The sequence below is a fragment of the Nonomuraea sp. NPDC050227 genome, from assembly GCF_044459705.1.
GTDB lineage: Bacteria > Actinomycetota > Actinomycetes > Streptosporangiales > Streptosporangiaceae > Nonomuraea.
This window is the reverse complement of the sequence record NZ_JBITJF010000018.1, coordinates 177,345-204,166: the sequence shown is the minus strand read 5'-3', so window position 1 is coordinate 204,166 and position 26,822 is coordinate 177,345. Positions and strand designations below refer to the sequence as shown.

The 26,822-nt window shown below is 72.5% G+C and carries 25 protein-coding genes; 17 read left to right on the top strand and 8 right to left on the bottom strand.

Translation table 11 applies throughout. The features are described 5' to 3' along the window. Positions 1-90: 90 nt before the first annotated feature. From ACIBK9_RS49030 to ACIBK9_RS49000, 7 genes are read left to right on the top strand one after another with little or no spacing between them, the layout of a single operon-like run. Entirely contained in the window at positions 91-1,224 is a 1,134-nt protein-coding gene (locus tag ACIBK9_RS49030) for an aminotransferase class V-fold PLP-dependent enzyme (protein ID WP_397166089.1), read from the top strand. After that, positions 1,221-2,531 carry an ABC transporter substrate-binding protein gene (locus tag ACIBK9_RS49025; protein WP_397166088.1) on the top strand — a complete coding sequence of 437 codons (1,311 nt, stop codon included), beginning with the start codon at positions 1,221-1,223 and terminating at the stop codon, positions 2,529-2,531. Before ACIBK9_RS49030 ends, ACIBK9_RS49025 begins: the two co-directional genes overlap by 4 nt. Then, positions 2,528-3,397 carry a sugar ABC transporter permease gene (locus ACIBK9_RS49020; RefSeq protein ID WP_352352043.1) on the top strand — a complete coding sequence of 290 codons (870 nt, stop codon included), beginning with the start codon at positions 2,528-2,530 and terminating at the stop codon, positions 3,395-3,397. Before ACIBK9_RS49025 ends, ACIBK9_RS49020 begins: the two co-directional genes overlap by 4 nt. Further along, positions 3,394-4,203, top strand: coding sequence for a carbohydrate ABC transporter permease (locus tag ACIBK9_RS49015; RefSeq protein WP_352352042.1), 810 nt, complete (start codon positions 3,394-3,396; stop codon positions 4,201-4,203). Before ACIBK9_RS49020 ends, ACIBK9_RS49015 begins: the two co-directional genes overlap by 4 nt. 2 nt (positions 4,204-4,205) lie before the next feature. After that, positions 4,206-5,849, top strand: coding sequence for a glycoside hydrolase family 36 protein (locus ACIBK9_RS49010; RefSeq protein WP_397166087.1), 1,644 nt, complete (start codon positions 4,206-4,208; stop codon positions 5,847-5,849). Further along, entirely contained in the window at positions 5,850-6,866 is a 1,017-nt protein-coding gene (locus tag ACIBK9_RS49005) for a LacI family DNA-binding transcriptional regulator (protein ID WP_397166086.1), read from the top strand. Next, positions 6,863-8,203: a hypothetical protein gene (locus tag ACIBK9_RS49000; protein WP_397166085.1), complete on the top strand. Its 1,341-nt coding sequence runs from the start codon at positions 6,863-6,865 to the stop codon at positions 8,201-8,203. Before ACIBK9_RS49005 ends, ACIBK9_RS49000 begins: the two co-directional genes overlap by 4 nt. 46 nt (positions 8,204-8,249) lie before the next feature. Here ACIBK9_RS49000 and ACIBK9_RS48995 read toward each other — a convergent pair whose 3' ends face one another. Together ACIBK9_RS48995 and ACIBK9_RS48990 are read right to left on the bottom strand one after the other, a co-directional pair. After that, positions 8,250-8,870, bottom strand: coding sequence for an L-threonylcarbamoyladenylate synthase (locus tag ACIBK9_RS48995; RefSeq protein ID WP_397166084.1), 621 nt, complete (start codon positions 8,868-8,870; stop codon positions 8,250-8,252). A gap of 83 nt (positions 8,871-8,953) precedes the next feature. Beyond that, positions 8,954-9,721, bottom strand: a complete 768-nt coding sequence (locus ACIBK9_RS48990; protein ID WP_397166082.1) for a hypothetical protein — start codon at positions 9,719-9,721, stop codon at positions 8,954-8,956. 236 nt (positions 9,722-9,957) lie between these two features. Here ACIBK9_RS48990 and ACIBK9_RS48985 point away from each other — a divergent pair, with 236 nt between their 5' ends. The 5 genes from ACIBK9_RS48985 to ACIBK9_RS48965 all read left to right on the top strand — a co-directional run bounded on the left by ACIBK9_RS48985 (position 9,958) and on the right by ACIBK9_RS48965 (position 16,944). Continuing rightward, positions 9,958-10,584 (top strand): hypothetical protein, encoded by a 627-nt coding sequence (locus ACIBK9_RS48985; RefSeq protein ID WP_397166081.1) that lies wholly within the window; start codon positions 9,958-9,960, stop codon positions 10,582-10,584. Positions 10,585-10,720: 136 nt separating this feature from the next. Next, the gene (locus tag ACIBK9_RS48980; RefSeq protein ID WP_397166079.1) at positions 10,721-12,430 is read left to right on the top strand and encodes an ATP-binding protein; all 1,710 of its coding nucleotides are present in this window, start codon (positions 10,721-10,723) and stop codon (positions 12,428-12,430) included. A gap of 10 nt (positions 12,431-12,440) precedes the next feature. Beyond that, entirely contained in the window at positions 12,441-13,580 is a 1,140-nt protein-coding gene (locus ACIBK9_RS48975) for an exonuclease SbcCD subunit D (RefSeq protein ID WP_397166078.1), read from the top strand. Continuing rightward, positions 13,580-16,000, top strand: coding sequence for an AAA family ATPase (locus ACIBK9_RS48970; RefSeq protein WP_397166076.1), 2,421 nt, complete (start codon positions 13,580-13,582; stop codon positions 15,998-16,000). Before ACIBK9_RS48975 ends, ACIBK9_RS48970 begins: the two co-directional genes overlap by 1 nt. Further along, the gene (locus tag ACIBK9_RS48965) at positions 15,997-16,944 is read left to right on the top strand and encodes a hypothetical protein (protein WP_358288212.1); all 948 of its coding nucleotides are present in this window, start codon (positions 15,997-15,999) and stop codon (positions 16,942-16,944) included. The genes ACIBK9_RS48970 and ACIBK9_RS48965 overlap by 4 nt, the downstream gene beginning before the upstream one ends. A gap of 5 nt (positions 16,945-16,949) precedes the next feature. On the opposite strand, the gene ACIBK9_RS48960 is transcribed toward ACIBK9_RS48965, so the two are convergent. Both ACIBK9_RS48960 and ACIBK9_RS48955 read right to left on the bottom strand, forming a co-directional pair. Beyond that, positions 16,950-18,140 carry a sensor histidine kinase gene (locus ACIBK9_RS48960; protein ID WP_397166074.1) on the bottom strand — a complete coding sequence of 397 codons (1,191 nt, stop codon included), beginning with the start codon at positions 18,138-18,140 and terminating at the stop codon, positions 16,950-16,952. After that, a complete protein-coding gene (locus ACIBK9_RS48955) occupies positions 18,137-18,793 on the bottom strand; it encodes a response regulator transcription factor (RefSeq protein WP_352352030.1) in 657 nt (218 codons plus the stop codon). Before ACIBK9_RS48955 ends, ACIBK9_RS48960 begins: the two co-directional genes overlap by 4 nt. Before the next feature lie 135 nt (positions 18,794-18,928). Between ACIBK9_RS48955 and ACIBK9_RS48950 the strand changes: the two genes are divergently transcribed. Genes ACIBK9_RS48950 through ACIBK9_RS48935 form a run of 4 tightly spaced genes read left to right on the top strand, consistent with a single transcriptional unit; the run spans position 18,929 to position 22,594 of the window. After that, positions 18,929-19,444, top strand: coding sequence for a hypothetical protein (locus tag ACIBK9_RS48950; RefSeq protein WP_358288207.1), 516 nt, complete (start codon positions 18,929-18,931; stop codon positions 19,442-19,444). Next, positions 19,444-20,574, top strand: a complete 1,131-nt coding sequence (locus ACIBK9_RS48945; protein ID WP_397166072.1) for an efflux RND transporter periplasmic adaptor subunit — start codon at positions 19,444-19,446, stop codon at positions 20,572-20,574. The genes ACIBK9_RS48950 and ACIBK9_RS48945 overlap by 1 nt, the downstream gene beginning before the upstream one ends. Positions 20,575-20,633: 59 nt before the next feature. Further along, positions 20,634-21,380: an ABC transporter ATP-binding protein gene (locus tag ACIBK9_RS48940; protein WP_397166152.1), complete on the top strand. Its 747-nt coding sequence runs from the start codon at positions 20,634-20,636 to the stop codon at positions 21,378-21,380. Beyond that, complete coding sequence (locus ACIBK9_RS48935) at positions 21,380-22,594, top strand: ABC transporter permease (protein ID WP_397166070.1); 1,215 nt, start codon at positions 21,380-21,382, stop codon at positions 22,592-22,594. Before ACIBK9_RS48940 ends, ACIBK9_RS48935 begins: the two co-directional genes overlap by 1 nt. A gap of 15 nt (positions 22,595-22,609) precedes the next feature. On the opposite strand, the gene ACIBK9_RS48930 is transcribed toward ACIBK9_RS48935, so the two are convergent. The 4 genes from ACIBK9_RS48930 to ACIBK9_RS48915 all read right to left on the bottom strand — a co-directional run bounded on the left by ACIBK9_RS48930 (position 22,610) and on the right by ACIBK9_RS48915 (position 25,308). After that, positions 22,610-23,074, bottom strand: a complete 465-nt coding sequence (locus ACIBK9_RS48930) for a hypothetical protein (protein WP_397166069.1) — start codon at positions 23,072-23,074, stop codon at positions 22,610-22,612. Positions 23,075-23,164: 90 nt separating this feature from the next. Then, entirely contained in the window at positions 23,165-23,734 is a 570-nt protein-coding gene (locus ACIBK9_RS48925; protein ID WP_397166067.1) for a DUF421 domain-containing protein, read from the bottom strand. Continuing rightward, positions 23,731-24,726, bottom strand: a complete 996-nt coding sequence (locus ACIBK9_RS48920; RefSeq protein ID WP_397166065.1) for a rod shape-determining protein — start codon at positions 24,724-24,726, stop codon at positions 23,731-23,733. Before ACIBK9_RS48920 ends, ACIBK9_RS48925 begins: the two co-directional genes overlap by 4 nt. A gap of 84 nt (positions 24,727-24,810) precedes the next feature. Continuing rightward, on the bottom strand, positions 24,811-25,308 hold the full coding sequence (locus tag ACIBK9_RS48915) for a PadR family transcriptional regulator (RefSeq protein ID WP_358288189.1): 498 nt from the start codon (positions 25,306-25,308) through the stop codon (positions 24,811-24,813). Between the two features lie 56 nt (positions 25,309-25,364). Between ACIBK9_RS48915 and ACIBK9_RS48910 the strand changes: the two genes are divergently transcribed. After that, entirely contained in the window at positions 25,365-26,819 is a 1,455-nt protein-coding gene (locus ACIBK9_RS48910; protein WP_397166063.1) for an MDR family MFS transporter, read from the top strand. Positions 26,820-26,822: the final 3 nt, after the last annotated feature.

Here is a 26,822-nt window from a genome sequence, read left to right as displayed (position 1 = left end):
TAATATGAACGTTCATATCGCTGAGCCCTGTTATCCCCGGTCAGCCGCACACTCCCCACTTCGTCATGCCTGGATGAGCCGTCAGAGGATATGAACGTTCAAATTTTCGCGGAGCCACCCGGCTACCTCGACTTCGCCCGGCTGGGGCCGCTCTCCAGCGCGGTCGCGGCGGTCCTGGCCGAGTCGGCCCGCCGCCGCGTCGGCGACATGCCGCTGGCCTGGTTCGAGGAGCAGGCGGCGCGGACGCGCTCGGCCGCGGCGCGGCTGCTGCGGGCGGCCGAGCACGAAGTGGCGTTCCTCTCCTCCACCAGCCACGGGCTGTTCGCCGCCGCCGCCGCGCTGCCCGGAGAGGGCGTGGTGCTGGTGCCCCGCGGTGAGTTCCCCGCGAACGTCTACCCCTGGCTGCGGTTCGAGGGGCGCGGCGGGCTCCGGGTGCGGTGGATCGACGAAGTGCGCCTCACCCCGCAGGTGCTGGCCGAGCACCTGGACGCGTCGGTGCGGGCACTCGCGGTCAGCGCGGTCGACGCGCTCACCGGCTACCCGGCGCCGCTGGGCGCGCTGAAGGAGGTGCTCGGGCCGGGACGCGTGCTGGTCGTGGACGCGATCCAGGGGCTGGGCGCCGTGCCGCTGGAGGTGGAGGCCGCCGACGTGCTGGTCTGCGGCGGGCAGAAGTGGCTGCGCGCCGGATGGGGGGCGGCTCTCTTCCTGGCCCGCGACCGCGTCGCCGGGCTGATGGCACCAGGGCTCGGCGGATGGTCGGGGGTCGAGGGCCCACTGGCGGGGCCCGCGCCCCGGCCGCCGCTCGCGGGAGCGGCCGCGCACACGATGACCAATCCCGACTATTCCGGCGTCGCCGCCCTGGGCGTCGCGATCGAGCTGGTCCTGGAGGCCGGCGTCGCGGAGATCGGCCGCAGGACGGCCGACCGGCTGGGCGAGCTGCTCGACACGGCCCGCGCCGCCGGGGCGCGGGTGCTGCTGGACGCGCCCGCCGGCGGACCGGCGCCGCCCGGCGCCGGACGTGGCGCCGCGGAGTGGAGCGGGATCGGGTCCTTCACGATGCCCGGCCGGGAGCCGGCGGCCGTCCATGCCGCGCTGACCGCCGCCGGGCTCACCACGACTCTGCGGGGCGAGTGGATCCGTCTCTCGCCCCACGCCACCACCTCGGGCGAGGCCGTACAGCGTCTGGCCGCCGCCCTGCACCCCCCGAGAAAGGAATCGTCATGAACCGACCTGCCGTCATGGTCGTCTCCGCGACTCTCGCCCTGGCCGTCACGGCCTGCGGCGGCGGGGGCGGGAGCGACCAGAGGTCCACCGGTCCCGTGAAGATCACGGTCTGGAGCTGGAAGCCCGCCTCCGACGGGCTGGCCTCGGTGGCCAAGGACTTCGAGCAGGCGAACCCCGGCATCAAGGTCGACGTCCAGGTGGTCGGGAACCCCGCGATCTGGGAGAAGATCACGGTGGGGCTGGCCGCGGGAGGCAAGGGCCTGGGGGACGTCCTGCACATCGGCATCGACTACCTGCCCGGATACATGGAGAAGTTCCCCGGCGGGCTGGCGGACCTGAGCGAGCTGGGCGCCGACAAGTACAAGGACGCCTTCGCCAAGGGCCTGTGGCCGACGGTCACCGGCAAGGACGGCAAGGCGTACGCGATGCCGTGGGAGGTCAACCCGGTCGGGTTCTTCTACCGTTCGGACCTGTTCGACAAGGCAGGCATCGACTCCGCGGCGATCAGGACCTGGGACGACGCGATCGAGGCGGGCAAGAAGCTCAAGGAGAGGACGGGCGCCTATCTGATCGGCCTGAACAAGCCGGCGGCCGGCAGCGTGGACATGGACCTCTTCCAGTCGCTGCTGCAGCAGCAGGGCGCCTTCTACTTCGACCGTCAGGGAGCGGTCACGCTCTCCTCGGCGCCCGCCGTGCAGGCGATGACCCTGATCAAGAAGATGAACGACGCCGGGATCGTCGCCGACACCTCCGGCGAGGGGACGCGGAAGAAGCTGATCAGCCAGGGCAAGGTGGCGGTGCTGCCGTGGGCGGCCTGGGGGGTCGGCTACATCCCCGAGACGTGGCCGGAGCAGAAGGGGCTCTGGCGCGTCATGCAGCCGCCGGCCGTCGTGCCGGGCGGCAAGCGCACCGCGATCGTCAACTCCACGTACCTGTCGGTCTCCGGGACCAGCCCGCACAAGGCGGAGGCGTTCAAGTTCCTTGAGTACGCGCTGACCAGGCCCGAGGTCATCAACAAGATGTTCAAGGACGGCGGGGTCTTCCCCGCTCTGAACGCCGCCTACGCCGACCCGCGGTTCGCCGCCGGCACGGACTACTACGGCGGGCAGCCCGCGCTCAAGACCTTCGTGGACGCGCTGGGCGAGGGCGCGGACGCCACCTACTACTCCGGCGACTACGCCCGCGCGCTGAAGATCGCCAGTGACGCGCAGACCCAGGTCCTGCTGAAGGGCGCCGACCCGGCCGCCGCGCTGAGCCAGGCGGCCCAGCAGCTGTCCCAGCAGTCCGGCAGGAAGCTCGCGGGATGACCGCCCGCCTGCTCACCAGGAGAAACGTTCCGTACTTCCTGGTGCTGCCCGCGCTGCTCGGCTTCGTCTGCTTCAAGGCCTATCCGATCCTGGCGGCGGCCTACATCAGCCTGACGACCGGCGCCGGGGCGGCGCGTTCCTTCGCCGGACTGGACAACTACGTCAGGCTGGTGAACGACCCGCTGTTCTGGACGTCGTTGTGGAACACCGCGCTGATCCTCGTCGTCCAGGTCCCGATCATGCTGATCCTCGCGCTGCTGCTGGCGCTGGGCCTCAACTCCAAGCTCGTACGGCTGCGCGCCCTGTGGCGGCTCGGCGTCTTCATGCCCTCGCTGACCGGCCTGGTCGCCTACGGCGTGATGTTCTCGGTGATCCTCAGCAAGGACTCCGGCCTGCTCAACTGGCTGCTCGGCCTCTTCGGCGTCAGCCCGATCGACTGGCTGGGCAGCCCCTTCTGGGCGCGAATCGCCATCGTCATCGCGCTGACCTGGCACTACTGCGGCTACAACGCGGTGATCTACCTGGCCGGGCTGCAGAGCATCGCGAAGGAGCTGTACGAGGCGGCGATGGTCGACGGCGCGGGAGCGGTCCGCCGCTTCTGGTCGATCACCGTCCCGCAACTGCGGCCGATCCTGCTGCTGACGATCGTGCTGTCGGCGATCGGCACGCTGCAACTGTTCGACGAGCCGTTCGTGCTCACCGGCGGCGGCCCGGACAACTCCACCCTGACGATCTCCCTCTACCTGTACCAGAACGGCTTCCGCTACTTCGACTTCGGTTACGCCTCGGCGATCGCCTACGCGCTCACGCTGATCGTGGCCGGCTTCGGCCTGGTGCAGCTCAAGCTCACCGGAGGCAGGAAATGAAGGGCTGGCTGCTGACCTTCGCGCTCGCCGCGTGCTTCGCCCTGTGCGTCGGCCCGTTCTACTGGCTGACCATGGCGGCCACGCACGCCAACGCCGACATCTTCGGCGCCACGCCCACGTTCTCGCCGGGCGACCAGCTCGGAGCGAACACCGCGAAGCTGGAGGAGTCCATCGGCCTGCTCCGCGTGCTGGGGAACACGCTGCTCGTGGCGGCCGTCCAGACGTCGATCGCGCTGGTCGTGGCGTTGCTGGCGGGCTACGCGTTCGCCAAGTTCGAGTTCCGCGGCAGGAACGCCTTCTTCGTCCTGCTGCTGTCGACGCTGGTGATCCCGGGCGGCGTCACCATCATCCCGATCTTCGAGATGATGAACGACCTCGGGCTGATCGACACCTTCCCGGCGCTCATCCTGCCGAACCTGACCGTCCCGTTCGGGATCTTCCTCATCCGGCAGTCGCTGCAGGCCGTGCCCGACGAGTTGCTCGACGCGGCGCGCGTGGACGGGGCGGGCGAGCTCAGGGTGCTGTGGCGGGTGGTGGTGCCGGTCATGCGGCCCGCGCTCGCGGCGTTGGCGGTCTTCCTGTTCCTCGGCGCGTGGAACGACTTCCTGTGGCCGCTGATCGCGCTGCGCACACCTGAGATGTTCACCCTGCCGGTCGCGCTGGCCACCCTCCAGGGGCTGGCCAGGACCGACTTCGGCCAGGTCATGGTGGGCACCGCGATCTCCGCGCTGCCCATGATGATCCTCTTCCTCATCCTCCAGAAACAGTTCATCTCCGGCCTGCTGGCCGGGGCCACGAAAGGTTGACCATGCAGATCTGGGAGCCGCACGCCCTCGGGGAGACGACCGTCGTCCGCGCGGGCGAGGTCGAGGTGGCGATAGCCGGTACGGAGGCGATCACGGTCACCCCGGTCGCGCCGGACGTCTGGCTGATCGACGCCCCCGAAGGGACCGCGGCGCAGTGGAGACTGCCGTGCGTCGACGCCGCGGCCTTCTGGACGCCGGGCTCGGGCACCCGCTGGATCCCGCCGATCTGGAGCTCTCCGGCGGCGGCCGGGCTGGTCTCCGGCGCGCCCGTCGTCAGCCTTGTCGGCACGGCGGGGGCCAACCTGTGCACGGTGGCCCTGGCCTCGGTGACCGGCAGCTTCACCGGCGGCGTGATCGAGGAGACCGGCGAGTTCGTCTTCACCGTGCAGAACGAGGGGCTGCGGATCCGGCTGGACCTGTCGGACCGGCAGTTCTCCGCGGCGCTGACCGAGGTCGCCGGATGGTGGCAGGAGGGCCGCGACCTGCCGCCCACGCCGCTTCAGGCCCGGCTGCCCGTGTACTCGACCTGGTACAGCATGCACCAGGAGGTCTCGCGGGAGTCGGTGGAGCTCCAGGCCCGCCTGGCGAAGGAGCTGGGCTGCGCCACGATGATCGTGGACGACGGGTGGCAGACGGCCGACCGGTCGCGGGGGTACGCCTTCTGCGGCGACTGGGAGCCCAACATCCCCGACATCCGGCAGCACATCCAGCGGGTCCAGAGCGACGGCATGGCCTACCTGCTGTGGTACGCGCTGCCGTTCGTAGGCAAGCACAACGCCGCGTTCGAGCGTTTCGAGGGGAAGTTCCTGCGCTACCTCGACCACATGGACGCGGCCGTCCTCGACCCGCGTCACCCCGAGGTGCGCGCGTTCCTCGTGGACAAGCTGGCGCGAGCGGTGGAGGAGTGGGGCGCGGACGGCCTGAAGATCGACTTCGTCGACCGTTTCGGCACCGACGAAGGGGTGGCGGAGCTGCTGAGCGAGCTCGACGTCAGGCTCCGGGCGGCGAAGCCGGACGTGCTGATCGAGCACCGCCAGCCGTACACGAGCCCGGGGCTGTGGCCGTACGCGAACATGGTCAGGGCGGTGGACTGCCCGCTCAGCCCGCAGGAGAACCGGCAGCGGACGATCGACCTGCGGCTGACCGCCGGACCTCAGGCCGTGCACTCGGACATGATCCTCTGGCATCCGGACGAGTCCGCCGAGCAGGTCGCGGTCCACCTGATCAACGTGCTCTTCTCGGTGCCGCAGATCTCCGTGGACCTGGCGGCCCAGCGGCCCGACCAGCTCGCCGCCATCCGGTTCTGGCTGGGCGTCTTCCGGCGCCACCTCGCCACGCTGCAGCTCGGCGTGCTGGAACCGCACGGGGTCGAGCACGGGTACCCGCTGGTGCGGGCCTACAGTGAGGAGAACGAGGTCGTGGCCCGGTACGCTGCCCTGCCTGTGGACGTGCCGGAGATCGCGGAGCTGCTCGTGGCCAACGCCGCCCCCGACACCCGCGTCGTCCTGTACGGGCGGGGTGTCGCGACGGCCGAGGTCCGCGACTGCGGCGGGCGGCTCGTGAGCGAGAGCGAGCTGCGCTTCACCTCCGGCGCGAGCGTGGTCGAGGTACCCGTGGGGGGCCTGCTGACGGTGAGGAGAGACTGAGTGGCGGCACGCCGTGGGATCACCATCGAGGACGTCGCCCGCGCGGCGGGCGTGTCCCGTCAGACGATCTCCAACGCGCTCAACGCCCCCCAGCGGCTCAAGCCGGAGACGCTGGAACGGGTGACCCGGCTGATCGAGGAGCTCGGCTACCGGCCCGACCAGTCGGCGCGCAGCCTCAAGTCGGGCACCAGGCGCATCATCGCCTACCCGACCCCGGTGGACGACCCCGCCAACCCCAACCCGCTGATGGGCGGGTTCCTGGAGGCCGTGGTGGCCTCGGCCGGTGAGGTCGGCTACCGGATCCTGCTGCTGCGGCCGCGCCCGGGCCAGAGTCAGGAGCAGGCACTGGACGAGGTGATCGCGGCCCGCACCGTGGACGCCTTCCTGCTGTCGGACGTGATGCGTGACGACCCCAGAGTCGCGCACCTGACCGCGGCGGGGTTCCCGTTCGCCGCGTTCGGCAGGACGATGCCGGACCAGCCGCAGTCGTGGGTGGACGTCGACAGCGTTCAGGCGGTCATCGAGCTGGTCGGGCTGCTGGCCGCCAGGGGGCATCGGCGCGTGGCCTTCCTGGCCTCCGTCGGCGCGCAACCGTGGATGGAGGACCGCAGAGACGGCTTCCGCGCCGGCGTCCGCAGGCACGGCCTGGTGGGGCAGGAGTTCTCCGCGCCGGGCGACGGCCCCGCGGAGCTCGTCACGGTCACCCGTGAGCTGCTGCGCGGCCGCAACCGCCCGACGGCCGTCGTGGCCGCCGGTGACTGGCTCGCGCTCGGCGTCTACGCCGCGGCCAGGGAGGAGGGCATCGAGATCGGCGCCGACCTCGCCCTGGCCGCCTTCGACGACCTTCCCCTCACCGCGTTCCTCCATCCCGCCCTGACCACGGTACGGCTGCCGCTCCAGCGCATCGCGCGGGCGCTGATCGGCCGTCTGATCCAGACGGTGGAGGACGGCACGACCCCTCAGGCGGGGCTGCTGCTGCCCGGGGAGCTGGTGATCCGTCCCAGCATCGGCCCATGATGCGCATCGGCTCGGCCAGCTCCGAGCTGGTCGCGATGTTCGAGTGGGCCCGGGCGAAGGCGCTGCGCCTGCGGCACGAGGCCGGCTCGCAGGGCCCCGTCGACGTCGACGAGCACCGCCCCGCGGGGACGGGACAGAGCCGCTACCTGCCCTCCTACTGGGCGGGTTACGCACACCGCAGCGGCTTCTACGCCCGCGACTTCGCCCACCAGATCGTCGGCGCGCACCTGCTCGGCATGGCCGAGGCCAACCTCACCATGCTGCGCTGCTTCGCCGCCTCGGCCACCCCCGAGCACGGCTTCCACCCGGTGTGGGCGTTCAACTTCGACGGCTCCTACCTGTCCATCGACTACCGCGGCCCCGACTCCTTCGTCCGCGAGCTGCCCGCGGTGTACGAGCTGGTGGAGAAGGCCGGGACCGCCTACCGATGGACCTGGGACCGCGCCTACGTCGAGGATCCCGTGCTGTGGTCCTACTACCGCAACGCGGTGACGGAGGTCGTGCCGCGTGCCACCGGAAGGGGCATCTTCCAGGGCGTGGCCAGCTACAACGAGCTGGCCGGCGAGCACCTGGCGGAGGCGGGAGACTCCGTCGGCTCCCGGTACCAGGCATACCTGGCGATGAGCGCCCTGAGCCGGGCCCGCGGCCTGGACGGCGAGGACTTCGCCCGCCGGGCCGCCGAGCTGAGGCGACACTTCAACGAGGTCTGGAGCGTCGGCGAGAACCCCGCGGACCTGGTGCGCGGCTACACCGTGGACGGCGCCCCCGTCACCGGATGGGGCTGCGAGAACAGCTGGTTCATGCCGCTCAAGGACCTCATCGAGCCAGGTCCGCGCAACGAGGCCTACCTCGACTTCATCGACGGCCAAGCTGCCGGCCCCGAGCGTCCCCGCAACATCGAGGCCTACACGTACCTGCCCGACACCTTCTTCCGCCACGACAGGAACGCGGCCGCCTGGCGCTGGATGCGGCACGTCTTCGACCGGCGTGCGGAACCGCACGTCGCGGGCGGGCTCAACGGCGACTACCCGGAGGTGTCCTTCACTCTCGTCAGCCAGGTCGTCGAGGGCCTGCTCGGCGTCACACCCGAGGTGAACGCCGTGACCACGCTGTCCCGCCTGCCCGACGACATCGCCTGGGCCGAGGTCTCGGGCATCCCCTTGGGCGACGGCACGATCACCGTCCGGCACGACGGCAGGACCGCCACCACGCTCACCAACACCTCCAGCGACACCGCCTACCGCTGGGAGGCCCGCTTCCCGGACGCCCCCGCCGTGGTCACGCAGGTCGCACCGGGACAGAGCGCCCTGGTCACCGCTCCCGGCCGTCCAGGGTGAGAGCGGGCTCGGCCGGCCTCCCGAAGGGGTGGCCGGCCGGGCGGGCCTATTCGAAGAGGGACGGGTCTCCGGTGCCGCGACGAAGGATCTCGGGCTCATCCTGTGAGAGGTCCACGACGGTCGTCGGCGTGGCGCCGCATTCCCCCGAATCGATGACGGCGTCCACCATGTGGTCGAGGCTCTCCTTGATCTCCCAGCCCTGCGTCGAGGGCTCGGTCTCGCCGGGCAGGATCAGCGTGCTCGACACCAGCGGTTCGCCGAGCTCGGCCAGCAGCGCCTGGGTGACGACGTGATCGGGGATCCGGACGCCGACGGTCTTCTTCCGGGGATGCAGCAACCGCCGCGGCACCTCCTTGGTCGCCGGCAGGATGAACGTGTACCCGCCCGGCGTCGCCGCCTTGACCAGCCGGAACACCGCGTTGCTCACATGAACGAACTGACCGAACTGCGCGAAGTCCTTGCAGACCAGGGTGAAGTGATGATCGCTGCCGAGGTGCCGGATCTCTCTGATCCGGTCGAGGCCGTCCTTGTTGCCCAGCCGGCACCCCAGCGCGTAGCACGAGTCCGTCGGGTAGGCGATCAGCCCGTCGGCATGCAGGGTCTCGACCACCTGGCCGATCAGGCGAGGCTGGGGGTTGTCAGGGTGCAGGTCGAAGTACTTGGCCACGCATCGGATCATAGGAGCACGTACCTCCACGCATGACACGTGGCCCGGCCCGTACGGCCGAGTCACGTACCGGCGCGGATCGTCTACGGGCGGGACGGGCGGCGCAGGCGTAAGCCGGTGAGGGCGGCGGCGAGGACCAGCGAGCCGGCCAGCACCAGCGCCCGCCCGTCGGGGCCCGCCTCGCCCCCGCCGCCGGTGTTCGCGCCGCCCGTCGGCGTGGCGGTGGGCGTGTCCTCGGCGGTCTCGTCCGGGGGCGTGGCCTCCGTGTCCGAGGTGTCCGGGGTGTCTGAGGTGTCCGGCGTGCTCGGGGCGTCCGGGCTCGGGGCGGTGCCGGCGGCGGCGGTGACGGTCAGGGGGTACGACGCCGGCGCGTCCTTGTCCTGGAGTTCGCACTCGATCAGGCGTTTCTGCGGGGTCGGCCCGAAGTTCACCGACGCGGGCCGGACCGTGCCCGTTCCCGGCTCCCGGGGCGTGGTCCGCAGCTCGACCGTCTCCCGGAGGAGGGGGATGACCGCCCCCGGGACGATCAGGCCGGGGCTGCCGACGCCCGTCGCCGAGGTCAGCCGGTCGATCCCGCTGACGGCGGCGTAGGCGTAGAGGCTGACCTGGCCGTCCAGGCCGGTGGCGGGGGCGCGGAGCTCGGCGCCCTCGACGTACGAGCCGCGCCAGCCGATGGTCATCTGCCGGCCCGCGGGGGCGGTGGCGGGCACGGTGAGCTTGATGTCCATCTTGACGATCTGCGTCTCGCTCGTACCGGTGGTCTTGCACGTGTACGCCGCCACCGTGCCGCTCTCTGGCGCGGGCGTGGCGAACAGCAGGACGGCCAAGGGCAGGATCAGTGGCAGGCGCACGACGTTTTCCCTTTGCGACGGATGTGACACAGAAGGGACGGCGGACGGATGCGACAGGTTGACCGGACCGTCCACATCCGGACAACACGTGCTGTGCGGAGCCGGTTCTGTGCCGGTTCTGTCGGACCCGGGTGGTATCCATGGCTCCCATCAAGATGATCACGCTGGACGGCGGAGGCCCCGGGCTCTCGTGGAGAACGCGCAACTGAAGGTAATCGGTCTGCAACAATTCGTGCATGGCGATGTTGCGGTCAGTCAATGGCCTGCCCCACCACGGGTGCGGCGAGCTCGGGCGGGTGGCTCACGGCGCGCTGACCGGCCCCTCGGAGTCGGCCGGGTGGCCGAGGCTGTTCCTCGGCTACAACACCCTCCCCGACCCGCCGTTCCCGCTGGTCGGCTACCTGCAGTACGAGCTGGCTCCGCCGGCGGGCGAGCTCGACCTGCCCGCGCTGCTGCGCACGATGGCCGAGTCGATGCGGGCCCAGCCCGTGCCGCCCGAGACGGCCTTCGACGAGTCGCGGCGGCGGGTGGCGACGGCGATGCGGGTCGACGCGATGGTGGTCGTCGCCCCCGCGCCTGCCCTCGCGCCCGCGGAGGGCCAGGCCGCGTGGCGACCTCCGGCGCACCGGGAGGGGCCGCGCAGGCCCGCCGCGGCGCACCGGGACGGCGCGTGGGAGCCGGCCGCGGCCCTGGCGGTCGACCGGGCGGGCGCGCGGGTGCTGCTGGTGGCCGGGCGGAGCGCCGAGGGCGGCCGCATCGGGCCGAGGCAGTCGGCCGGGCGGCCCGACGCCACGCTGGCCGGCCTGCTGGGCGAGGTTCTCGACGCCCAGTTCGCCTGGACCAAGGCGGCCTTCGCGCTCTGACGCGGCGCGGCGAAGGCGGCAATGAGCCAGACGCATCCCCGGCCCCCGACTACTCTCCTTTGGAAGGGCATGTCTGGTGGTGGAGGGATTCGTGACGGTCAACGGGGCTGCGAGCCGCGAGGCGTCTCCTGCGGCGATGGCGACCGGTGAGGCGGTCGGCCGGGTCCTGGGCACCCAGGCCGCCTCGCCGCTGTCGTTCTGGGTCGGCCTGGAGCCCGGCAAGGTGCTCCAGCTCGACGACGTCGTGGTCACCAGGCGCGACGTGCCCGGCCACGGCCCGGTGCTGGTCGCCGGCGTGGTGACCACGGTCGAGGCCAGGCACGAGGGCGCCGCCTACGACTCCGACGTGTTCCTCATCGCCGAGGGCGCGCTGCCCGCCGCCGTGGTCGAGGTGGCCGAGGTGCGGGTGACCAGGGTCGAGCCCGAGGTGTTCGTGCCGCCGCTGCCGGGCGCCAAGGTCTTCCTGGCCGGGGCCGGCGACCGCGACCAGGCGCTCTACTTCGACGTGATGGACCGCCGGGTGCCCATGGGCATGGGCCGCGACGGCCTGCCGCTCTACGTCAACTTCGACTTCCTCGACGGCACCCGCGGCGCGCACGTGTCGATCTCCGGCGTCTCCGGCGTGGCCACCAAGACGTCCTTCGCCACGTTCCTGCTCTACTCGATCTTCAACTCGGGCGTGCTCGACGCCGAGTCGGCCAACACCAAGGCGCTGATCTTCTCCGTCAAGGGCGAGGACCTGCTCTTCCTCGACCACGACAACGTGCGCCTCGACGAGCAGGCGCGGGCCGCGTACGCCCGGCTCGGGCTGCCCGCCCAGCCGTTCGGCAGCGTGCACGTGTTCGCGCCGCCGCGGCCCGGCGACCCCAACGGCGTGCCGCACGTGTCCGCCCGCACCCAGGGCGTCAGCTCGTTCTACTGGACGCTGGTCGAGCTGTGCGAGGAGGAGCTGCTGCGGTTCGTCTTCGCCGACGCCGACGACGAGCGCGCCGGCTACTCCCTGCTGGTGGGCCAGGTGGCGGCCCGGCTGAAGTCCTGGGCCGAGCCGGTCGGCGACGGCGGCGCGGTCATGATCAGGGGAACCGCCTGCCGCACCTTCGGCGATCTGGTCGAGCTGCTGTCCGACCAGTTGCAGGACGAGGCCACCCGCATCGAGTGGACCGGCGCCCAGACCCCGCTCGGCACCGTCAACGCCTTCCTGCGCAGGCTGCGCAGCGCGGTCAAGCCGCTGTCCCCGATCGTCCGCGGCGACCTGCCGTTCTTCCGGGCCCACTCGGTGCGCACGTCCGACGCCCAGGTCACCATCGTCGACCTGCACAACCTGCCCGAACGCGCCCAGCGGTTCGTGGTGGGCGTGGTGCTGCGCGGCGAGTTCCACCGCAAGGAGACCTCGGGCACGGCCAAGCCGCTGCTGTTCGTGGTGCTCGACGAGCTGAACAAGTACGCGCCGCGCGAGGGCGACTCGCCGATCAAGGAGATCCTGCTCGACGTGGCCGAGCGCGGCCGGTCGCTCGGCGTGATCCTCATCGGCGCCCAGCAGACCGCCTCCGAGGTCGAGCGCCGCATCGTCTCCAACAGCGCCGTACGCGTCGCCGGTCGCCTCGACCCGGCCGAGGCCGCCCGCTCCGAGTACGGCTGGCTGCCCCCGGCCGTCAGGGAACGCGCCACGATCGCCAAACCGGGCACCATGTTCGTCGCCCAGCCGGAGATCCCGGTGCCGCTGGCCGTCGCCTTCCCGTTCCCCGCCTGGGCGACCCGGCCGGCCGAGGCGGCCTCGCGGGTCAGCCCGTCGGCCGATCCGTTCCAGGGGTTGCCGGGCGTCGAAGACGACATTCCGCCGTTCTGAAGGGAGCTCGGTGAAATTCCTGCACACCGCGGACTGGCACGTGGGCAAGGTGCTCAAGGGCCGCTCCCGCATGGACGAGCACCGGGCCGTGCTGCGCGAGCTGGTCGCGGCGGCCCGCACCCACGACGTCGACGCGGTCGTGGTGGCCGGCGACCTGTTCGACACCTCGGCGCCGACGCCGGAGGCCCAGTCGCTGGTGCTCAACGCGCTCATGGCGCTGCGCGGCGACGGCCGTGACGTGGTGGTGCTGGCCGGCAACCACGACAACCCGCAGCTCTTCGAGGTCTACCGGCCGGTGCTCGGCAAGCTCGGCATGCACGTGGTGGGCGTCTTCCGCCGCCCCGACGCGGGCGGCACACTGGCCTTCACCGCGCGCTCGGGGGAGCCGGTGCGGCTGGGCGTGCTGCCGTTCCTGTCCCACCGCTATGTCGTACGCGCCGCTGAGGTGCTCACCGGCACCACCGCCGACCACAACCGCGACTACGCCACCCGCATCTCCGAGCTGGTCGGCGCGCTGACCGCGGGCTTCCAGAGCGACACCGTCAACCTGATCACCACGCACGGCACCCTGCCGGGCGGCGCGTTCGGCGGCGGCGAGCGCGAGGCCCAGTCGATCTTCTCCTACTACTTCGAGTCCAACGCCTTCCCGGTCTCCACCCAGTACGTCGCGCTCGGCCACCTGCACCGCAGGCAGCAGATCCCCGGCCCGTGCCCGATCTGGTACAGCGGCTCGCCGCTGGCCGTCGACTTCGGCGAGGAGGGCAACACGCCGGGCGCGCTGCTGGTGGAGGTCACGCCGGGGCGGCCCGCGGTGGTGCGGGAGCTGACGTTCGCCTCGGCCCGCCGGCTGCGCACGGTGCGCGGCACGCTGGAGCAGCTGGAGGGCCTGGAGGCGGGTGACGACTGGCTCAAGGTGATCGTGGAGGAGAAGCCCCGGGTCGGCCTGTCCGACCAGGTGCGCGACCTGCTGCCCGGCTCGGTCGACGTCGTCCTCGACGAGCGGTTCCGGCCGGTGCCCGCGGTGCGCCGGGCCGGGTCGGCCGCGCGCAGCCCGCGCGAGCTGTTCCGCGAGTACCTGACCGCGACCGGCCGCCACGACGACCAGGTCGCCGCCCTGTTCGACCGGCTCTACGACGAGGTGACCGGCTGATGCGTCCCCTGCTGCTGCATCTCGACCACTTCGGCAGTTTCCGCGAGCCGGCCACCGTCGACTTCTCCGACACCGAGTACTTCGCCCTGGTCGGCCCGACCGGCGCCGGCAAGAGCACGATCATCGACGCCATCTGCTTCGCCCTGTACGGCACCGTCCCGCGCTGGGGCAAGGAGAACGTCATCGCCCACGCCCTGGCCCCGTCGGCCAGCTCGGGCAAGGTGGCGCTGGTCTTCGAGAGCGACCGGCGGCGCTACGGCGTGGTGCGCTCGCTGGTCCGCGACGCCAAGGGGACCGTCCGCACCAAAGAGGCCAGGATCGACGAGCTCGACCCGGCGGCGCCGCTCGACGCGGCGTACGAGATGGTGCTGAAACCGCTGGCCGAGGGCGAGAACGTCACGCCCGAGGTGCAGCGGGTGACCGGCCTGGAGTACAAGTTCTTCACCCAGTGCGTGGTGCTGCCGCAGGGCCGGTTCGCCGAGTTCCTGCACGCCGCGCCGCGCGAGCGCCAGGACCTGCTGGTGCAGCTCCTCGACGCCGACGTCTACGAGCTGATCAGGCAGCGGGCCGCCCGCGACGAGGAGGCCGCGCGCAACGCCGCCGCCTTCGCCCGCGACCAGCTCGCCAAGCTGGCCGGCGCGTCCGACGAGGCCGAACGCGAGCTGGCCGACCGGCTGGCCGCGCTGCGGCGGCTGGCCGGCACCATCGACGCCGACCTCGACCTGCTGCGCTCCCGCGAGGCCGACATCGGGCGGGCCGAGCAGGAACGCGCGTCCGTGGCCGAGCGGCAGTCGGCGCTGGCCGCGCTGCGCATGCCGCCCGCGGTGCCGACGCTGGCCTCGGCCCGCCGCGAGGCCGCCGACGCGGTCGCCGCGCTGGAGACCGAGGCGGCCTCCGTGGAGGCCGACGAGCACGAGGCGTTCGAGGCGCTGGCCGCGCTGGGCGACCGCGCCGAGCCGGTGGCCGCGCTGGCCGCCCTCGACGCCCGCGAGCGCCTCACCGCCCAGGCCACCGACGCCCGCAGGGCGGCGGCCGAGGCCGCCACGGCGCTGGAACGCCTCACCCCCGCGGTCGCCGACGCCGAACGCGCCCTGACCGACGCCGAGCACGAGCGCGAACGGCTGCGCGACGCCCACACCGCGGCAGGTCTGAGCCACCGGCTGGCCGTGGGGGAGCCGTGCCCGCTCTGCCTGCGCCCGCTCACCGAGCTGCCCCACCACGACCGGCCCGCCGATCTCGGCGCCGCCGACCGCGCCCTGGCAGCCGCCCGCGACCACGCGACCCGTGGCCGGGCGGCCCTGGCCAAGGCCGAGACGTCGGCGTCCATGCTGGCCACGCAGTCGGGCAGGCTCGACGCCGAGCTGGCCGCGCTGCCCGCCCCCGGCGACCGCAACGAGATCGAAGGCCGCCTGGCCGCCATCGCCAAGGCCGAGGCCCTGGCCACCGAGGCCCGTACGGCCATGCGCAACACGCGCAAGAAGCTCGAACGCGCCCGTACCGCCGCCGAACAGGTCGAACGGCAGGCCGAGAGCGCCTGGCAGACCCTCGCGGCCACCCGCGACCGGCTGCTCGTGCTCGCGCCCTCCGGCGAGGCCCCGCCGCCGCTCGCCCGCGACGACCTCCACCGCGCCTGGACCGAGCTGCTCGGCTGGCGCGACCGGGCCGCCGAGGCCGCCCGCGCCGCCCTGACCGAGCGGGAGCAGGAGCTCGCCCAGGCCACCGCCCGGCTCGCCGCCGAACGCCACCGGCTGACCGAACGCCTGGCCGAGCACGGCGTCACCGTCCCGCGCAACGCCACCCCCGACCAGCTCGGCGCGGCCGTAGCCGGGGCGGTCGCGCGGGCCGACGGCGCCCTCGAACGGGTCCGCGAGGAACGCAGGCGCGCCGCCGAGCTGGAGACCGTCGTCGCGGAGAAGGATCACGAGGCCAAGGTCGCCCACGAGCTGGCGCTGCGCCTGCGGGCCAACGCCTTCGAGCGGTGGTTGTGCGCCGAGGCGCTGGCCGTGCTGGTCGCCGCGGCGTCCGAGACGCTGATGGAGCTGTCCGACGGCCAGTACGAGCTGGCGCTCGGCGAACGCACCGGCGACATCGAGGTCATCGACCACGGCGAGGCCGGCCTGCGGCGCAGCGCCCGCACGCTGTCCGGCGGCGAGACCTTCCAGGCCGCGCTGTCCCTGGCCCTGGCGCTGTCGGGGGCCGTCGCCAGAGGGCTCGACTCGATCTTCCTGGACGAGGGCTTCGGCACCCTCGACCCGGCCACCCTCGACACCGTCGCCACCACCCTCGAACGCCTGGCCGCCGGTCAGGAGCGCATGATCGGCGTCGTCACCCACGTCCCGGCGCTGGCCGACCGGGTGCCGGCGCGCTTCGAGGTGCTGCGCGACGCGAAGGGCTCGCACGTGCGCAAGGTGGGGCCGTGAACCCGGGCTTCACCGTCGACCCCTGGGACCCGGGTTACGCCGCCGCGATCGCCGTCGAGGCCCTGTCCGAGCTGGGCGCCACCAGTGCCGAGCTGGTCCTCGACATCGAGCGGCCGGCCGCCGACTGGAAGCCGGTCACGCCGGGCCCCGGCGCCGCCGCCCCCGAGACGCTGCTGGTCGCCGACGGGGTGCGCCGGATCGACGCCCGCGTGTGGGTGCACGATCCCGACCTGCCGATGCCCGTCCCCGGGATCGCCGCCTCCTACGCCGCCGGGATCGTCCGCTGCGGGCGCGAGGGGGCCGAGCTGGCCGCGATCGAGGTCAACAGGACGCTGATCTCGGCCTCCCCGTACGCGCCCGAGGTCAAGACCGCGCACGCCTCCTACCTGCCGAACAAGGCCGCCGACTCCAGCTTCGAGGAGCTGTCGCTCGCCCTGCAACGCCAGGTCACCCAGCTGGAGGTGGACCTCGCGGTCCGCCACCGGTCGCTGGGCGACGACCTGCTGCTGGTGGACGGCCCGCTGCGGGGGCGCACCCACCTGCCGCGGACCGTCGGCTACATCAAGACGCACCACGCGGCGTACCTGCCGCAGCCGCAGTCGGCCGTGGTGGCCGCGCTCACGCCGGGGCAGCGCACGCCGGTGTTCCTCATGGGCACCAGCTGGCGCCGGCACGCCTGGTACCTGCGGCTGCCGGTCCAGTCGACGGCGCCGTGGGCGGGGATCGCCCGCTGCGAGGCCAGCGCCGAGCTCGACCCCGCGCAGGTCGTCGAGCTGGCCGACGCCGTCACGCTGGCCCTGCCGGCGCTGGCCGGCGTCGACTACAAGGACCCGCGCGCCCCCCAGAACCTGGTCCCGATCGGCGGCCTGGAGAAGCTGCTCCGCCACCACCTGGGCGACCCGCGCCTGCTCTACCGCTCACTGCGCACGGCCGCCCACCAGTAGCCGGGTCAGCCGGCCGGGAGGGTGGCGGTGACGACCAGGCCGCCGCCCTCGCGCGGGCGGGCCGTCACGTCGCCTCCGTGCGCGACGGCCACCGAGCGCACGATCGACAGCCCGAGCCCCGCGCTCATCCCGGTGACCACCCGTTCGGCGCCGTGCCGGTGGAACGGCTTGAACAGCAGTGGCACGTCGTACGGCGGCACGCTCGGCCCGCTGTTGGTCACCTCCACCTCGGCCAGGCCGCCGGGCGCCGTCCGGCTCACCACCCGGACCCAACCGCCGCCGTCGCCGAGGTTGTGCCGGATGCCGTTCTCGACCAGGTTGTGCACCAGTCGTTCGAGCAGCAGCGCGTCGCCCGCGGTCGGCGCGGGCCCGGCCTCCTCCTTCACGACGACGTTCGCCTCCGCGGCGGCGCGGGCGGTCTGGGCGACCACGTGCGAGACGATGTCGGCGAGGTCCACCGGGGAGCGGTCGGCGATCTCCTGCTCGGAGCGGGCCAGCAGCAGCAGGCCCGAGATGAGCCGCTCGTGGCGGGCGTTGATCTGCAGCAGGCTCTCGCCCAGCTCCTTGACGTCGTCGGAGGCGGTACGCCGGTGCATCGCCAGCTCCACCAGGGCCCGGTTGAGCGTCAGGGGCGTGCGCAGCTCGTGGGAGGCGTTCGCGACGAACCTGCGCTGGCCGTCGAAGGAGTGGTCGAGCCGCTCCACCATCGTGTCGAACGTGTCGGCCAGCGTCTTGACCTCGTCCGGGGGGCCGCCGAGCGCGATGCGCTCGTGCAGGCCGCGCTCGGCCATGGGGGCGGCGGCGATCCTGCGCGCGGCCTCGGTCACCAGGTGCAGCGGGGCCAGCACGCGTCCGGCCACCACCCAGCCGAGCCCGATGGCGGTCCCGCACACCACGACGAGCGCGATCGCGCCCTGGGTGAGCAGCGAGGTCACGGCGGCCTCCCGCACCCCTTCCTCCTGCTGCCGCATCCAGTCGACGGCGGCGGGGCCGACCAGCTCGACGCCGTCCTGCTTGAGGAAGATCACGTTCTTGCGGGTGCCGGCAGTGGTCACGAACCGGTTCTCGAACGACTGCGCGAGCTGCTGGTTGAACAGCAGGTACGTGACGCCCAGCAGGGCCAGCCCCGCCACCAGGAACAGGGCGCCGTACACGAGGGTGAGGCGCAGCCTGAGGGTGGGGTGGGGCAGTCTCATGCGATCCGGTACCCCACTCCCGGCACCGTCTCCACCACCGGCGGGTCGGCCAGCTTGCGGCGCAGCTTGAGTATCGTCAGCCGCACCGCGCCGGTGAACGGGTCGGCGTGCTCGTCCCACGCCTTCTCCAGCAGGTGCTCGGCCGAGACGACCGTGCCCTGCGCCCGCATCAGCTCGGCCAGGACGGCGAACTCCTTCTTCGACAGCGGCACGAACCGCCCGTTCCTGAACACCTCCCTGCGCCCCGGGTCGAGCGTGATCCCGGCCCGGCGCAGCACCGGGGGAGTGGCCGGCCGCGAGCGCCGTCCCAGTGCCAGGACCCGCGCCGCCAGCTCGGGGAAGGCGAACGGCTTGGACAGGTAGTCGTCGGCCCCGATGGACAGCCCGCTGACCCGGTCGTCGAGCTGGGCGGCGGCCGTGAGCATCAGCACCCGCGCGTCGGACTCGGAGGCGACCAGCTCCCTGCACACGTCGTCGCCGTGCACCCGCGGCAGGTCGCGGTCCAGGACGACCACGTCGTAGTCGTTGACCGCGATCCGCTCCAGCGCCGCCGCGCCGTCGTGCGCGAGGTCGACCGCGTGGGTCTCGTCGCGCAGCCATTCGGCGATCGCGCCGGCGAGCACGCGCTCGTCCTCCACCACCAGCACCCGCATTCCGTACCTCCGGCTCGATTCTTGCGCGGGTGGTATTTGATCCGGATAAGCCGGAGATGGAAACGCTGGAGAAACACGTCCGCGTATTGCATCTCCCCTCGTAAGGCCACCGGCTTTCGATGGAGGAGAACATTCATGCGAGGACGATCCCTCATGGCGCTGGCCGCGGCCGCGCTGTTCCTGACGGCGTGCGGCGCCCAGGAAGGCGGATCGGACGTGGCGTCGGTGACCGGCACCGGTGCCAAGCCGACGGCCGGCGCCCCGGCCACCGCCGACCGCAACGCGCAGGCCGTGAAGTACACCACCTGCCTGCGCGAACAGGGCCTGGACATCGCCGACCCCGGCCCGGACGGCCGGATCCAGATGAAGTTCGACAAGGGCTCCGGCGGCCCGGAGAAGGTCCAGAAGGCGATGGACGCCTGCAAGGCGCTCCAGCCCGCGGGCATGAACCTGGGCAAGGGCGGCGACCCCAAGCAGGCCGAGAACATGCGCAAGCAGGCGCAGTGCATGCGGGACAACGGCGTGGAGGCGTTCCCCGACCCCGAGGGCGGCATGATGCGCATCACGCCCGAGGTGGGCGAGGACCCCGACTTCAAGGCCGCGCAGGAGAAGTGCCGGATGAACATCGGCGGGGGACAGGGGGGCTCTTGATGGGGACGGCCACCATCGACGGAAAGGCCGAGCCGGACGCCCCCTCCCCCCGCGCCCGCCGCCGCCGTGGCGGGCGGGCGGTCCTCGCCCTCGTCGGGGTGGCCGCCGTGGCGGGGGCGGCGGTCCTGGCGGTCAATCCCGGCGGGGTGCTGGACGGCGGCGCCGCCCCGTCCGCGTCGGCCGGCGCGCTGCCGCCGGCCACCACCCCGGTCACCCGCCAGACGCTGAACGACACCAGGGACGCCGACGGCGAGCTCGGCTACGGCCCGGTCACCACGGCCATGGCCAGGAAGGCCGGCACCGTCACCTGGCTCCCGGACAGCGGCGACCTGATCACCCGCGGCCGGTCCCTGTACCGCCTGGACAACAAGCCGGTCATGCTCCTGTACGGCACCACCCCCGCCTACCGCGACCTGCGGATCGGCAGCGAGGGCAAGGACGTCGAGAACCTGGAGCGCAACCTGCGCAAGCTCGGCTACGACGGCTTCACCGTGGACGACGAGTACACCTACGACACCGCCCAGGCGGTGCGGGAGTGGCAGGAGGACCGCGGCCTCGACGAGACCGGCGTGGTGGAGCTGGGACGGGTCGTCTTCGCCCCCGGCAAGGTCCGGGTGGAGAGCCTGGAGGCCGAGCAGGGCCAGCCCACCGGCCCCGGCCAGAAGATCCTCACCTACACGGGCACGAAGAAGGTCGTCACCGCCGAACTGGCCGCCGAGGACCAGCGGATGGCCAGGAAGGGCACCAAGGTCTCGGTCACCATGCCGGACGGCAAGGACGTGACCGGCCGGATCACCGAGGTGGCCACGATCATCGACCCCGGTGACGGGCAGAACGCCGACCCGGAGACCCGCCTGGAGGTGCAGGTCTCGCTGGGGAACGCCAAGGCCGCCAAGGGGCTGGACCGGGCGGCGGTGAAGGTGACGTTCACCGCCGACCGGCGGAAGGGCGTGCTGACCGTGCCGGTGTCGGCGCTGGTCGCGTTGCGGGAGGGCGGGTTCGGGGTGGAGGTGGTGGAGGGCGGCAGGTCGCGGTACGTCGCCGTGCGGACCGGGTTGTTCGCCGGTGGCCGCGTCGAGATCTCCGGCGACGGGCTCACCGACGGCATGACAGTGGGAATCCCGAAATGACCCCCACCCCGACCCCCTCCGAGCCCGCCACCCCGTCCCCCGCGGATGCGGGGCGGGGGATGATCGTGCTCACCGACGTGTCCAGGACCTATCCGGGCGGGGTGGCCGCGCTGGACTCGGTGTCGCTGGAGGTCCGGCACGGCGAGCTGGTCGCCATCGTCGGCCCGTCGGGCTCGGGCAAGTCCACGATGCTCAACGTCGTCGGCACCCTCGACCGTCCGTCGGCGGGCCGCGTCGAGATCGACGGCCACGACGTCTCCAAGCTGTCGGACAACCAGCTCTCGGCCCTGCGCGCGACCACGATCGGCTTCGTCTTCCAGCACTTCCACCTGGCCGCCAAGGTCACCGCCCTGGACAACGTGGCCGACGGCCTGATCTACACCGGCCTGCCGCCGGCCGAACGCCGCCGCCGGGCCGGGACGGCGCTGCGCCGCGTCGGCCTCGGGCACCGCGTCGACCACGAGCCGCACGAGCTGTCCGGCGGCGAGCGGCAGCGCGTGGCCATCGCCAGGGCGGTGGCCGGCGACCCGCCGCTGCTGCTGGCCGACGAGCCCACCGGCGCGCTGGACTCGGTGTCGGGCGCCGGCGTGATGGACCTGTTGCACGAGCTGAACGGGAGCGGCACCACCATCGTGATCATCACCCATGACCGGGAGATCGCCGCCGGCCTCCCCCGCCAGGTGAGCATGCGAGACGGCCGGATCGTCTCCGACTCGGGCTCTGAACCCGGTGCGGAGCTGCGCGGGCGCGGCGAAGAGGGCGGCGGCCGGTGCGTGCGCGAGCCCGTCGAATCCGAGGTGGCGTGATGGCGACCCTGGAGCGTCCCCGGCTCTCCCCGGCCAGGATGCGCCCGCGCGACGTGATGCGCGTGGGCGCGGTCGGCCTGCGTACGCGCCCGCTGCGGGCGTTCCTGTCGGCGCTCGGCATCGCGATCGGCATCGCCGCGATGATCGGCGTGGTGGGCATCTCGTCCTCCTCCAGCGCCGAGCTGGACCGGACGCTGTCCGCGCTGGGCACGAACCTGCTCACCGTCGCCTCCGGCACCACGCTCCTGGGCGAGGCGGCCCAGATGCCGACGGACGCCGAGGCGATGATCGAGCGCATCGGCCCGGTGGAGTCGGTCTCGTCCACGGGCAAGGTGCCCGAGGCGAAGGTCTACCGGAGCGAGGAGATCCCGACGCCCCAGACCAACGGCCTGGTCACGATCGCCGCCCGCCTCGACCTGCTGCCGACCGTGGGCGCGACGGTCCGCCGCGGCACCTGGCTCAACGCGGCCACCGAACGCTACCCGGCCGTGGTGCTCGGCTCGGCCGCCGCCCAGCGGCTCGGCATCGGCACGGTCACCCCCGACACCCAGGTGGTGATCGGCGGCATCCGGTTCACGGTGGTCGGGCTGCTCGACCCGGTGCCCCTGGCCGAGGAGCTGAACAGCGCGGCCCTGGTCGGCTGGCCGGTCGCGGAGTCCAGGCTGGACTTCGACGGGCATCCGACCACGCTCTACACCCGCTCGCAGGAGGCGAGGCTGGAGGACGTGCGGTCGGTCCTGGCCGGCACGGCCAACCCCGAGGCGCCCAACGAGGTGGACGTCTCCCGCCCGTCCGACGCGCTGGCCGCCAAGCAGGCGACCAGCCAGGCCTTCGCCGGGCTGCTGCTCGGCGTCGGGGCGGTGGCGCTGCTCGTCGGCGGCGTCGGCGTGGCCAACACGATGGTCATCTCGGTGCTGGAGCGCCGCGCGGAGGTCGGCCTGCGCCGTTCGCTCGGCGCGACGCGCGGCCAGATCCGCACCCAGTTCCTCGCCGAGTCGCTGCTGCTGTCCGCGCTGGGCGGCGCGGGCGGGATCCTGCTGGGGGCCGGCGTCACCGTCGCCTACGCCTTCTCCCGCGGGTGGCCGGCCGTGGTGCCCGCGTGGGCGACCGTGGGGGGCCTGGCGGCCACGCTGCTCATCGGCGCGGTGGCCGGGCTCTACCCGGCCGTGCGCGCCTCCCGGCTGTCGCCGACGGAGGCGCTGTCGGCGCCCTGAGACAAGCGCCCCGGGTCAGGACAGAGTGGACTCGGGGACGGGGGAGTAGCAGGTCGTCCTGCCGACGATCCTGACGTTCGGCCCGTCGAGCACGGTGAGCTCGAACGTCAGGTTCGTCCGGGGGTTGCGCACGACCGAGACGACAGGGGTCTCGTCACGCAGGTCGAGATCCTCGACGATCTGGTCGTAGCCCATGTCCTGGAGGGTGTGCAGCAGGCCGTCGGGGGCGTCGGCGGCCTCGCCCTCGGCCCGGACGAGCCGGCGCACCTGGCCGGGCACGCACGAGCGGTCTTCGGTCTCGTCGGAGCGGTCGGCCGGCGACACGCGCAGCGCGGCGCTGGTGAGCAGGGTGTCGGTGTCGGCGGTGAGCTGCCTGGCCGCCTCCTCGAAGGAGGACTGGCGGCCGGAGGTACAGGCTGCCGCGACCGCGACGCATACAAGCACCGCGGACATCACGACCGAGCGACCAGCCAGGCGCACGTTGGGACGATATCGGAGATCAATTCCGGGCGCAGGGGGATTAACGCAATATTAATGGCCGATATCAAAAGGCAATCCGGCCGCGCATTCTCAGGAGGGGCCGGTTCTCAGCTCGTCCAGCTTGCGTTCGATGCGGTCGAGGCGCCGGCACAGGTCCTCCAGGTCACCGCGTTCGGCTCCCTCCTCCTCGGGACGCAGGTGAACCAGGAGCGAGCCGCCGGGCTCCAGGCGTACCAGGTCGGTGTCGGTGACGCTCTCGGCCCCCCGGAGCTGGAGCATCACGTTGAGGTCGGCCTGCCGGACGCCCATCCGGCGCAGCGCCGAGGGGATGAAGTGCCCGTCGCGGGCCAGGACGACCGCCGTGCCCTCGAACGCCCTGCCGACCGAGGGCACGGTCGCCGCCAGCCGCACCACGACCGAGTTGACCGCCACCAGGATCACCACGCCCACCAGGCCGCCGATCAGCGAGTTGTCCGGGCCGATGATCGCGTTCTGCACGACGTTGCTCATCAGCAGCATGACCACGAAGTCGAAGTTGTTGAGCTGCGCGATGCCGCGTTTGCCGGTGATGCGGAGCAGCACGGCGATCGTCACGTAGACGGCGATCGTCCTGACGGTCTTGTCGGCGACGGAGACCCCCAGGTCGAACAGGTCGCTCACCGGCGCCTCAGCTTGGCGATCAGCCCCAGGTCCTCCACGCAGCGTCCGAGCCCCAGGGCCACCGAGTCGCTGGGCCGCTCCGCGCGCCGCACCGGCATGGACAGCCCCTCCTGCAGCCGCCGGCGCAGGCCGGGCAGCAACGCGCCGCCGCCGACCAGCACCATTCCGCGCTCGCCCAGGTCGGCGGTCAGCTCGGGAGGGCAGCGTTCCATGGTGTGCTCCGCGGCCCGCACGATGTGCTCGACCGGCTGGACGGCCGCCTCGCGGACGCGCGCCGCGGGCAGCGCCACCGCGCGCTCCTCGCCGGTGCCGGAGTCCCTGCCGCGGATCAGCACGTTCCCGGTCGGCTCCCGCGTCGCGCGCAGCTTGGCCGACTCGGCCTCCCGCTCGTCGGCCAGCAGGCCGTGCTCGTCCTCGACCAGGCGGGCGACCGCGCGGGTCACGGCGTTCCCGCCGCCGCGCACGGTCCCGGCGGCGACCACGGCCCCGCAGGAGAGCACGGCGACCCTGGTGGCGTCCCGGCCGATGTCGACGACCATGTGCCCGGTGCCGTCGCGGACCGGCAGGCCCGCGCCGAGCGCGGCCGCGATCGCGTGCTTGACCAGCAGGATCCCGCGGGCCTCCGCCTCGAAGCCGGCGTCGCGCAGCGCCACCCGCTCGATCGGCGTGAACTCGTCGGGCACGGCCATCACCAGGCGCGGCCGGGGGAACGGGTGCCGGTGCACCTTGCGCAGGAAGTGCCTGATCATGCGCCGGGCGAGCTCGCCGTCCTGGGGCAGGCCGTCGCTGATCGGCCAGTACGTCTCGCCGTCCGTGCCGTCGGCGCCGTCCGCGCCGTCCAGGGCCTCGGCGCCGAAGCGGACGACCCTGCCCGTCTGCCTGTCGCGCAGGACGACCGACGGCTCGTCCAGCACGATGCCCCTGCCCTTGGCGTAGATCCTCGTGCCGGCCGCGCCGAGGTCGATCGCCAGGTCACGACCCAGGAGGCTCATCGCCGTACTGGGAGGTTGAGCATCATGCCTGGGTGTATATCCGGCGCTTCTCCAACGCAACACCAGGAACCGCAGAGTTCCGTTTTACCCTTCGCGCCGCAGGGCGGCCAGGGTCTCGTCGGCCCACTCGATGCCGGAGCGCGCCTGGTGCAGGCCGAGGGACAGCGCGTACTGGCCGAACAGGCCCCCGGGCCGGCAGTCGAGCGTCGCGAGGCGGGCCTGGAAGTGGGCCTTGATGCGCTCGACCACGGCGACGGCCTGCCCGGTGTCGAGCAGGGCCAGCAGGAACGCCTGGAGGGCGGTCTCGCTGCGCACGGTCGCCGACGGGTCGTGGCCGACCAGCCACTCGGTGACCAGCGCGCGGCCCTCGGCGGTGATGGCGTAGATCTTGCGGCCCCGGGCGCCCTCGTGCTCGACCGTCACCAGGCCGTCGGCGGCCATCTTGACCAGTTCCGGATAGATCTGCGTGTGCCCCGCCTGCCAGACGTGGTTGAGCGAGTGCTCGAACTTCTTGGCCAGGTCGTAGCCGCTGGCCGGGCCTTTGGTGGCGAGCAGGCCGAGGAGCGCGATCCGCAGGGACATGCCCGCCAGCATAGCGAAGGCTTGACATGTCAGCTCTTACATATCAATCTTCACCTGTGACTAATGACATGAAGACCAAGGGCAACGGGCTGGTGTTGCTGGCGGTGCTCGGCGGGATGTTCCTGGCGATGCTCGACCAGACGATCGTCGGCACCGCGCTGCCCCGCATCACCGGCGAGCTGGGCGGCACCCGGCTCTACACCTGGGTGGTCACGGCCTATCTGCTCACCTCCACCGTCACCGTGCCGCTGTACGGCAGGCTGTCCGACCAGCACGGCAGGAAGCCGCTGCTGCTCGTCGGGATGTCGGTGTTCGTCGTCGGATCGGCGTTGTGCGGGCTCGCCCAGGACATGACCCAGCTCATCGCCTTCCGCGCCGTGCAGGGGCTGGGCGCGGGCGCGTTGCTGCCGCTGTCGCTGGCCCTGGTGATGGAGATGTTCCCGCCCGGACGCAACGGCGCCCGCGTGCAGGGCGCACTCGGCGGCGTGATGGCGTTGACGTACCTGGCCGGGCCCTTCCTGGGCGGGTTGTTCACCGACCACGCGAGCTGGCGGTGGGCCTTCTACGTGAACGTGCCGCTCGGGATCGTGCTGATCGCGATCGTGGTGCTGCGGCTGCCGTTCCGTCCGGGCACCGGCGGCGGGGGCCGGCCGGACTACGCGGGCATCGCGGTGTTCAGCGTGGCCATCAGCGCCCTGCTGCTCGGCCTGACCGAGAAGGGCCTGGACGGCAACTCCTGGACCTCCCCGCCCGTGGCCGGGCCGATCCTGCTGGGGCTGGTCCTGCTGGCCGCGTTCGTGCTGGTCGAGCTGCGGGCGGCGAACCCGGTCATGCCGATGCACCTGTTCCGGGACCGCACGTACACGCTGGTCAACGCGACCTCGTTCTTCACCGCCTTCTGCATGTACGCCGGCGTGGTGTTCCTGCCGCGCTACTTCCAGCAGGCGCTGGGCGTCAGCGCCACCGAGTCCGGGCTGAGGATCTACCCGATGACGCTGGCGATGGTGGCGGGCAGCGCGCTCATGGGCACGCTGATGTCCAGGACGCGCACGTACAAGCCGTGGCTGGTCGGGGCGCCGTTCCTGCTGGTGGCCGGCAGCCTGCTCTGCCTGAACCTCACCGTGCGCACCGACGGCCTGCTGCTGGCCGGGTGGATGGCACTGCTCGGGCTCGGCATGGGGCCGATGTTGTCGGGGCTGACCGTGGCCGTGCAGCAGGCCGTCGCGCCGCGGTACATCGGCACGGCCTCGGCCAACCTCACCTTCTTCCGGCAGATCGGCGGCTCGGTGGCGCTGGCGCTGGCCGGCACCGCGTACACGTCGGTCATCACCACGGACGCGCCGGTCCACGGGCTCGCGGCCGCGCACGCCTCGGCGGCGGCCGTGGTCATCCCGTCGCTGGGCGTGGCGGGCGCGGTGATCGCCCTGGTCGCGCTGGTCATGATGCCCGGCAGGCGGCTGGAGCAGGCGCCCGCGGCGGAAAGCAGAGTGGAGGCCGGTTTCGCGTCGTAAGCG

Bases quoted from the DNA above. Each gene is read 5' to 3' on its own strand.
- ACIBK9_RS49030 (WP_397166089.1), top strand. From the start codon at position 91: ATGAACGTTCAAATTTTCGCGGAGCCACCCGGCTACCTCGACTTCGCC.
- ACIBK9_RS48920 (WP_397166065.1), bottom strand. From the start codon at position 24,726: ATGAGCCTCCTGGGTCGTGACCTGGCGATCGACCTCGGCGCGGCCGGC.
- ACIBK9_RS49010 (WP_397166087.1), top strand. From the start codon at position 4,206: ATGCAGATCTGGGAGCCGCACGCCCTCGGGGAGACGACCGTCGTCCGC.
- ACIBK9_RS49020 (WP_352352043.1), top strand. From the start codon at position 2,528: ATGACCGCCCGCCTGCTCACCAGGAGAAACGTTCCGTACTTCCTGGTG.
- ACIBK9_RS48935 (WP_397166070.1), top strand. From the start codon at position 21,380: ATGGCGACCCTGGAGCGTCCCCGGCTCTCCCCGGCCAGGATGCGCCCG.
- ACIBK9_RS48970 (WP_397166076.1), top strand. From the start codon at position 13,580: ATGCGTCCCCTGCTGCTGCATCTCGACCACTTCGGCAGTTTCCGCGAG.
- ACIBK9_RS48960 (WP_397166074.1), bottom strand. From the start codon at position 18,140: ATGAGACTGCCCCACCCCACCCTCAGGCTGCGCCTCACCCTCGTGTAC.
- ACIBK9_RS48980 (WP_397166079.1), top strand. From the start codon at position 10,721: ATGGCGACCGGTGAGGCGGTCGGCCGGGTCCTGGGCACCCAGGCCGCC.
- ACIBK9_RS48945 (WP_397166072.1), top strand. From the start codon at position 19,444: ATGGGGACGGCCACCATCGACGGAAAGGCCGAGCCGGACGCCCCCTCC.
- ACIBK9_RS49015 (WP_352352042.1), top strand. From the start codon at position 3,394: ATGAAGGGCTGGCTGCTGACCTTCGCGCTCGCCGCGTGCTTCGCCCTG.
- ACIBK9_RS48950 (WP_358288207.1), top strand. From the start codon at position 18,929: ATGCGAGGACGATCCCTCATGGCGCTGGCCGCGGCCGCGCTGTTCCTG.
- ACIBK9_RS49000 (WP_397166085.1), top strand. From the start codon at position 6,863: ATGATGCGCATCGGCTCGGCCAGCTCCGAGCTGGTCGCGATGTTCGAG.
- ACIBK9_RS48915 (WP_358288189.1), bottom strand. From the start codon at position 25,308: ATGTCCCTGCGGATCGCGCTCCTCGGCCTGCTCGCCACCAAAGGCCCG.
- ACIBK9_RS49025 (WP_397166088.1), top strand. From the start codon at position 1,221: ATGAACCGACCTGCCGTCATGGTCGTCTCCGCGACTCTCGCCCTGGCC.
- ACIBK9_RS48985 (WP_397166081.1), top strand. From the start codon at position 9,958: ATGGCGATGTTGCGGTCAGTCAATGGCCTGCCCCACCACGGGTGCGGC.
- ACIBK9_RS48940 (WP_397166152.1), top strand. From the start codon at position 20,634: ATGATCGTGCTCACCGACGTGTCCAGGACCTATCCGGGCGGGGTGGCC.
- ACIBK9_RS48955 (WP_352352030.1), bottom strand. From the start codon at position 18,793: ATGCGGGTGCTGGTGGTGGAGGACGAGCGCGTGCTCGCCGGCGCGATC.